This is a genomic window from Ochrobactrum sp. SFR4 (assembly GCF_019730395.1).
GTDB lineage: Bacteria > Pseudomonadota > Alphaproteobacteria > Rhizobiales > Rhizobiaceae > Pseudochrobactrum.
The window spans coordinates 1-416 of the sequence record NZ_JAAPBB010000256.1 but is presented as its reverse complement, the minus strand read 5'-3'; the positions used below and the strand labels follow the sequence as shown (position 1 = coordinate 416).

Here is a 416-nt window from a genome sequence, read left to right as displayed (position 1 = left end):
ATGCTGAAATTCACGTCGCATGATGCGGAGACTTTCTGAGAGCATCTCATGTTCCTTCCTTAAGGTGACTGTGTTTGCATCCATTGCGGCAAGCGCCATACATGCGGACATTATGAGAATTGGCTGTGCTGAATGGTTTGCGCTGCCAGCTAATGCAGGTGTTGCGCGGTAGCTCACCCAACACTGGACAATGGACAGTCTCAGCCATTAGAGCGCCGCGTACCGCTTGCTCAAAACGACCAATATCGCCATTTTGATAGGTGTTTGAGAGCACCTGACTGACTGCTGAAGCTGAGTAACCAACCTTACGTGAGACCGCTGCTTGTGTTTCGCGATCACATGCTTCAGCCAGAATGATAACCCAATCAGGAATGTCATTTTGCCAAGCGGCTCTAGCTTTTTGGGCATTGGTAAAT

General features: G+C 49.3%; 1 protein-coding gene. It reads right to left on the bottom strand.

The window, feature by feature from the left end; translation table 11 throughout:
* Positions 1-46 precede the first annotated feature (46 nt).
* On the bottom strand, positions 47-416 hold a 370-nt coding region (locus HBA93_RS18865), incomplete at its 5' end, for a transcriptional regulator (protein ID WP_221724318.1).